Below are 6,162 nucleotides of genomic sequence, written 5' to 3' on the forward strand. Positions count from 1 at the left end.
TTCAGTCGCAGGCGCTAGAGTAGTTCGGGACTGGGACAAAGTTGTCTCTCGCTCCACTATCATCTCTTGGAAACGAGCCGCAGCTTGCTCTGCCAGGGGAATTTGAACCTCCCCGGTGTGAACGTTGGCTTTAAACACGGTGCGCTTGGACTCGTTTCTGACAAAGCAATCCCCATTCGGCTGTACGTAAGCCGTCCATTGGTTGTCGCCAAACTTGAAGTGTTGGGTACTATCGGAAGGAAGGTGCGATCGCCGTTGCTTGTATGTTTCCGACACGACGCTAAAGAGCGTGTCTTGCAGAGAAAGCCGCCAGTTTTCAGCTTTAGCGTTAGTGGTGTCGCCCTTTCCGTTATTAACTGCCGTTTCTGGTTTTGAAGCAGGTTCTTGTTGGAATTTTGGCGGTTGGTACGTGCTACTGTTTTGAGCGATTCCGTTTGGGCGGATCGCTGAGCGAATCGCGTTTCCCGCAGGCTTCGCCAACTCAGAGCTCTGAGATACTTCAGGTGAATCGATCGCGGGCAATTGAGTTTCAGGCAACCGAATCGATTCGCGATCGACTTTCAGCATAACCGACCTGCCGCCTTTGTCGGGGGAAAGCGTCGCCTCAAAAGTGGTTCCAGGGGGAAATTTAGGACTTTCAGGGGAAAATGTTCCCAAGTTTTTTCCGTCCAACTGGATAATGGGAGTGCCTTGAAATCGGTAATATTTCTCGTGAGTGGGAGGTAAGTTTATCGTTCCCACTTGCAGAGTTACTTTCCGATCCTTCCATTTTGACTTGGAGAAATCTTCCTCTGAGTAATCGTTATCGGGATGTTTGACATTGACTACTTCTATTTGATTTACCCGATAATTTGACAAAGCATCGGAGATTTCATCCATGAATAATTTGTAGGCAAGTGCGCCTCTACCTGCTTTATCTTGAGACTCAATCCACCGACAATCGACGGGAGGGACGATGAGGAGTCTGGTTTCATTACCGGAGTAGTTTGTTACCTTCAAAGAGTCGGTGTCGATATGGTCGTTGGAATTATCTCCATATTTGCCATCTAGTTTCGCCACCATGCTCTGGGGTAAGTTTTTGAAGGCGAATTCAACTAGCGGCAATTCGGGATGAGCAGTGGCTTCGTAGGCAATACCTTTGCTATCGAGTGCATCTTTCCATTGGTTAGGAAGGTCAATGGTTCTGCCATCTTTAGTTTTCACTTTTTGGAAAGGAACTTGCAGGACGTAGGCATCTCGCGGTAAGGCTTCGTGGAGCAATTCGTAGTCTTCTTGTAGGGAAAAGGTAATTTCCAAATCCTCTGCTACCTTCTGGCAAATTGTCCGGTGTTTGCTCAGGTTATCGGAAGTGTGGGTAGCTTGAAATAACGCATGAGCAGCCCTGGTTTTTCTGTCAGGAGTATCCCAAATTTCGTCGATTTCCGCTCGATAGCTGTCATAAAGTTTGCCCATTTCCTCTTTTCGAGCTTTGATATCGCTGCCAGTGCGATCGTAGATAATACTTTTGTCCTCTTGAAAGCGCTGCACCAGGTCTTTCGCCCATTGTAATTCGTTTTCTTCCCAATGCAGGTCATTTTCTTTGCTGTGTCGGTACTCGATTCCTCTCTCTACTAAGGCATTTTTGTACTCATAGGAAACGTGCAATTCCTTCCCTTCTTTTTCATACTCAATGCCTGCTGCACCCAGTTGCTGGCGATTGTCTTTTGACACGATGAGATGAGCTGGGATGGGGGGAAGAATGTGCTGAAATTCATCTCGGTTGCGGTGGACGAGCCGCGTCTGTTCCCAATAAGGGTTAACGGCTTCTTTGGCTAGGACGTAAACAGCATTGGGAAAGTCGGCGGGCATGGGAAATTGTTTGTACAGTCGATCGTCTCCTTTGTACTGGAAAAAGTAAGTGCAGCTTTTATGTTTCTCGCACCATTCGTCTACTTTTTCGAGTAAAGTGTCGGGGTTTAAACCTGTTTTCTCTTTCACTTCTTTGGCATCTTTACCCCGCAGCGAGTTTTTCTGGTAGTCAACTTCGTACTGTTCCATGATGCTGAGAGCGGCGATAAATCGCTTTTGCTGCTTGAGAAATAGCTTTTCATCTTCGCCGGGGTTGGGGAGTGCTGCTGCTACTTTACCAATGGCTAAAGCGACGATTCCGACTTCATTTTGAGAGCTGGCAACTCCAATTTGTTCTAGGGTGGTAAATTTGCGATCGCCTGCTTTAACTTTACCTTGTCTGACTTCAGAATCGTCTTCTCGATACCGAACTTTCGTATAGGGAACTTTCTCAGCTTGTACCACTTCCCCGAAGTCAAATAACCCGTCTTGTGCTGGTAAGATTTGTTGGGCAATGTGAGGAAGTTTTCCAGATTCAATGCCAAATGGTTCGTCACCGTCAAAGTCTCCTTGATGGAACTTTTCTAAGTCTTTGGGATTGAACCAAATTACCCCTTTGATTTTCGCCATGACAGCGCGGGTTTCCTCTGGAATATTTTCCAGGTTTTTTGCGTGTACATTTTGATATATCCTCAGACCATCTTTGTTAAGAATTGGGAATCGACCTTGAACGCATTCTCCTTCTTCTAAATGGTTAGCGCAAACCGTGCCTTTGGGTAAATCTTCGCAGGGTAGAGCCATTGCAGAAGTCATTGATAAAGCTCCCCTGGTAGCCAGATTTCGCCATTTGGATGCCAGCCACCTTTCTGCCATATTGGTGAATTCGGGACTGCCTATCATCAGTCCGAATTTATCGGCTTTGAGCATCTGGATGTCCTGTCTTTCCCGCTTTTTATCCTCGGTACCTTCCTCGCTGTCACCGTTAATTTCGTCGTCACTTGTAGTTGATAATTTTTCCTGCTGTTCCTTGAGTTTTCTTTCGTTCAAACGCGCTAAAAATGCTTCGCGTTTATCGTAATCTTCAATCATGGCTTGGCGCAATTTCATCGGGTCGCGCTGTAGTGCTGCTAGTCTTTGGGCTTCGGCTTTAGCTGCTGGCACTAGGTCTTGTCTTTGGGCTGCTTCGTCGAACCAAACCCCGGTGGACTGCCAGCTTGTTTGGGTGATGCCGATTTGACTGTTTTTGCGATTGCCAAGGATGGCTTTTGGTAATTCGTAATCGCCACAAGGAATGAGTTCTTTGAGTTGTTTTTTATTAATTCCTTTGAGGCTGGAACGGTCTAGAATGAGTTGAGGTTTGTTACCTTCTGAGTCGGCTAATGAGTCGAGTAAATTGTCATCGGGACGGAGGGTTCCTTTAGCTAGAAAGCTGACTTGGGGTGTGGATTCTGTATTTTCTGAATTCCAACTGCGAAGCCAAGCGAAACGAAATTGGCTGGCTCGATTTTTCTCACCGCCGATGCTTTTAAGTAATTCGGAACTGATTGCACCGTGACAGTCTCCGGTTCGATATTTAGCATATTGCGGGTCTGTGAAATCAACAATTTTTACTCGCAGGTTGTCGCATTCTGATACGCCGGACATACAAGTGCTGACTAGAAGGGAACCGTAGCGACAGGCGGTGTCTTTTTCGGTTGCGAATAAGTCTCCTATCTTTTTGGCTAGGGTTTCATCACCAAAGTAATAGCTGTTTCCAGATTGAAATATCATGCGTCGCTTGATGCTGTCTTCAGGGTCGTGGATGCTGGCGCGTAATTGGCTAGGATCTGGATTGGATTTGTCAAGTTTGACAATCATTAATGTCTTCAGTTCCTCTGGTTGAAACATTGCTTGCAGAATCGAGTGGCGCAGGATTTCTGGGTTGTTGAAGAATTTGCATACATTGCGACCTTTGGCATCGGTGTAAGCGGCATCGAAAACGGGGATTTTGAGTCCTTCTTCGGTGGCAATTGTGGCGACCATGAGTTGATTTCTCCCTAGAATTGAGGTGTTAGAATAGGAATTGTTGAAAAGTTATGGCGAGACTATCTAAGCGTTAACAGGTTGAAACTCGGTTAAGTGTTGACCGTTGGTAGTGTTTTTGAGGTGATTGAAATGGAACTAAAGGTTGATGCGAGTGTTAGTGCGGTTCTGTTTGAAGATGAGGATACGGGGTTGGTGGAATTGGCGATTGATCCGAGAAATAGTACCTACATTCAACTGAGAGGAAGTAGAGCAGCCTAGTTTGGTCAGGATATACGCAACTGGCACACTACAATCAACTTGTAGAGTCCGTCAGACGAGCGTGTTTAAACAAGAGAATAAGGTTTGGGCTGCTGACGTATCCTACCAATTGTGCCAGTTGCGTAAGTCCTGTTGGTATTTTATTTGTTCAATGGGCGGTGGTAGCCGCCCTTTAAGGATTGTATATTTGCTCATTAATTAGTTAAATTTCGTTAAGCAATATGTTTAACTCAACTATTGATCCGGTATACAAATATGGCTTCCTGTTCCTTGGTATGCTCAATCTCATTTTCTTGGCTTATAGATGATTGGTAAGCAGAACGCTTTGACCAGGTTGTAACAATTAGGCACAAATTATAATCCCGCATTAAGGTTTCAAGGAAATCCTTGGACAAAAGGAGGCGATTTCCCTTCCCAACCAGTTTTCTACGGCTATAACCAACCTCAAAACCATCACACCAAGAAATAAACTTTTGAGCGGGATTTCCACTGAATAAGAGATTTAAGCTATTAAAGCCGTCCCATGACAACTCGTATCGCTGAATCCATTCACCTGCAATGCTTGCAAGCATCGAGCTTGTAAACTGCCACCACTTTCCGCGATGAATAGCAACTAATGGAATCATTGCAAATGAATCATCATTGATACGAGTTCGACTTCGCTCAAGACAAGAACGAGCCTCATCAATTGTTAGTGAATAGTACGGTGGCTCTGGAGCAAGTTGTAGAACTGCTTCGCCTGAACGTACTCTCCAATCACCCCTAAGAATCGTGTCTGCAAGTGTGTGTGAGGCAAGAAACGCTGTGGAAAAGCGCTCTTCAACTATTCGACCCGCTTGTTGATAGTATTTATCCATTACAGCAATCCAAGAATCTTCTAGAGGTTGCTCTGTCAGTACCTCTTCCCCCTCAAAATTGAGCCATGCTCGTGCTTCTTGTGTCAGTTCTTTGCCACCATAGCCTTTAGGAAAAAATGGCACATTTATATCACTTGGCTTTGGATCTATGTCGCTAAGTGGAAAACGAGGATCGTAGAGACGTATAAGTGCATCGATCACCATCTGAGTAGATGAATCTACTACATTCTCTTGAAGCTCTCGTTCAAGAACACGATTAAATGCATGCCACACATAATAGGCATCATAGGTTTCAAAGGGGATCCATTCTTCATCCCTGCAATAGGCTTGACTACGATCCTCAAACTCTTTCTCAGCTTTTTCACGGTCAAAACCCATTGCCACTATTTCTTGCTCAATTTGCCAATGCAGCTTATCTAAACTAAAGTCTAAGCTTCGACAGATTGTATCAATGGTTTCACGTATTGACTTCGCTGTCCTTGCAAGCGTTTGCGTTTGGAAATAAGAAGATGGTCTCAGGGTGTCAGGAAGGATTACGAGACCTGTTCCTGCAATACGAGGACGTAGAGACTTCAATTTCTCAAGAATTCTTGTGTTATCTTCAAAATGGTTAGCAATTGCTTCAAGAGTTTTTTTGAGATAGTAAACTCTTTCAGTATGTGGTGTATCTAGGGCAGCTATTAACGCATCAACATGGTCAATCAGCATATCTGGTCGATCCAATGCTATAGACGCAATGACTAAAGCTGATTGCGTATTCAATGTGTAATCTTTATGTTGGAGCAAACTAACCAGCCAGGGGATAGCTAAAGTAGGTTGAGATAGAGCAATATCTTTTAAAAGATGAACAAGGTGTTGACGACAATGAAGCAACGGCGCTGACCAGGCCTGTTCAATAAGTTTTTGTGCAATCTCCTCAAAACTTCTAATTTGATAATTTGGCTCTCGCAACCATTCATAAGGACTGGGAGAATTTGTGGGAAGATGCTCAAATTGATTCTGAATGAATTCGTGAAAAGCTTCGTAGAGTTCGATCGCACTCTGACGATAGTTCTCTCCAAGGTTTAAAGCTCCCTTCAGGAACAATAGAAAAGTGGTTTCTCCACCCCAAGAGTAGTCTTTAAGATGACGATCGATGAACTCAAATAATGTGTGAAACGCTTCATCTGGCTTAATTTCAGCAAGCTGCTTGAAT

At 44.6% G+C, this 6,162-nt stretch carries 3 protein-coding genes; 1 reads left to right on the top strand and 2 read right to left on the bottom strand.

Annotation, left to right across the window (positions count from 1 at the left end; genetic code table 11):
• Window positions 1-3,849, bottom strand: a 3,849-nt coding sequence (locus WBA89_RS25055) for a hypothetical protein (protein WP_424410241.1), incomplete at its 3' end; no start/stop codon positions are given.
• Window positions 3,850-3,981: 132 nt separating this feature from the next.
• On the opposite strand from WBA89_RS25055, the gene WBA89_RS25060 reads away from it, so the two are divergent.
• On the top strand, window positions 3,982-4,110 hold the full coding sequence (locus tag WBA89_RS25060) for a hypothetical protein (RefSeq protein WP_371123296.1): 129 nt from the start codon (window positions 3,982-3,984) through the stop codon (window positions 4,108-4,110).
• Window positions 4,111-4,340: 230 nt separating this feature from the next.
• Here the strand turns inward: WBA89_RS25060 and WBA89_RS25065 are convergent.
• Window positions 4,341-6,162, bottom strand: a 1,822-nt coding sequence (locus WBA89_RS25065; protein ID WP_424410242.1) for a hypothetical protein, incomplete at its 5' end; no start/stop codon positions are given.

The organism is Microcoleus sp. (assembly GCF_049646505.1).
In the GTDB taxonomy this organism is placed as follows: Bacteria; Cyanobacteriota; Cyanobacteriia; order Cyanobacteriales; family Microcoleaceae; genus Microcoleus.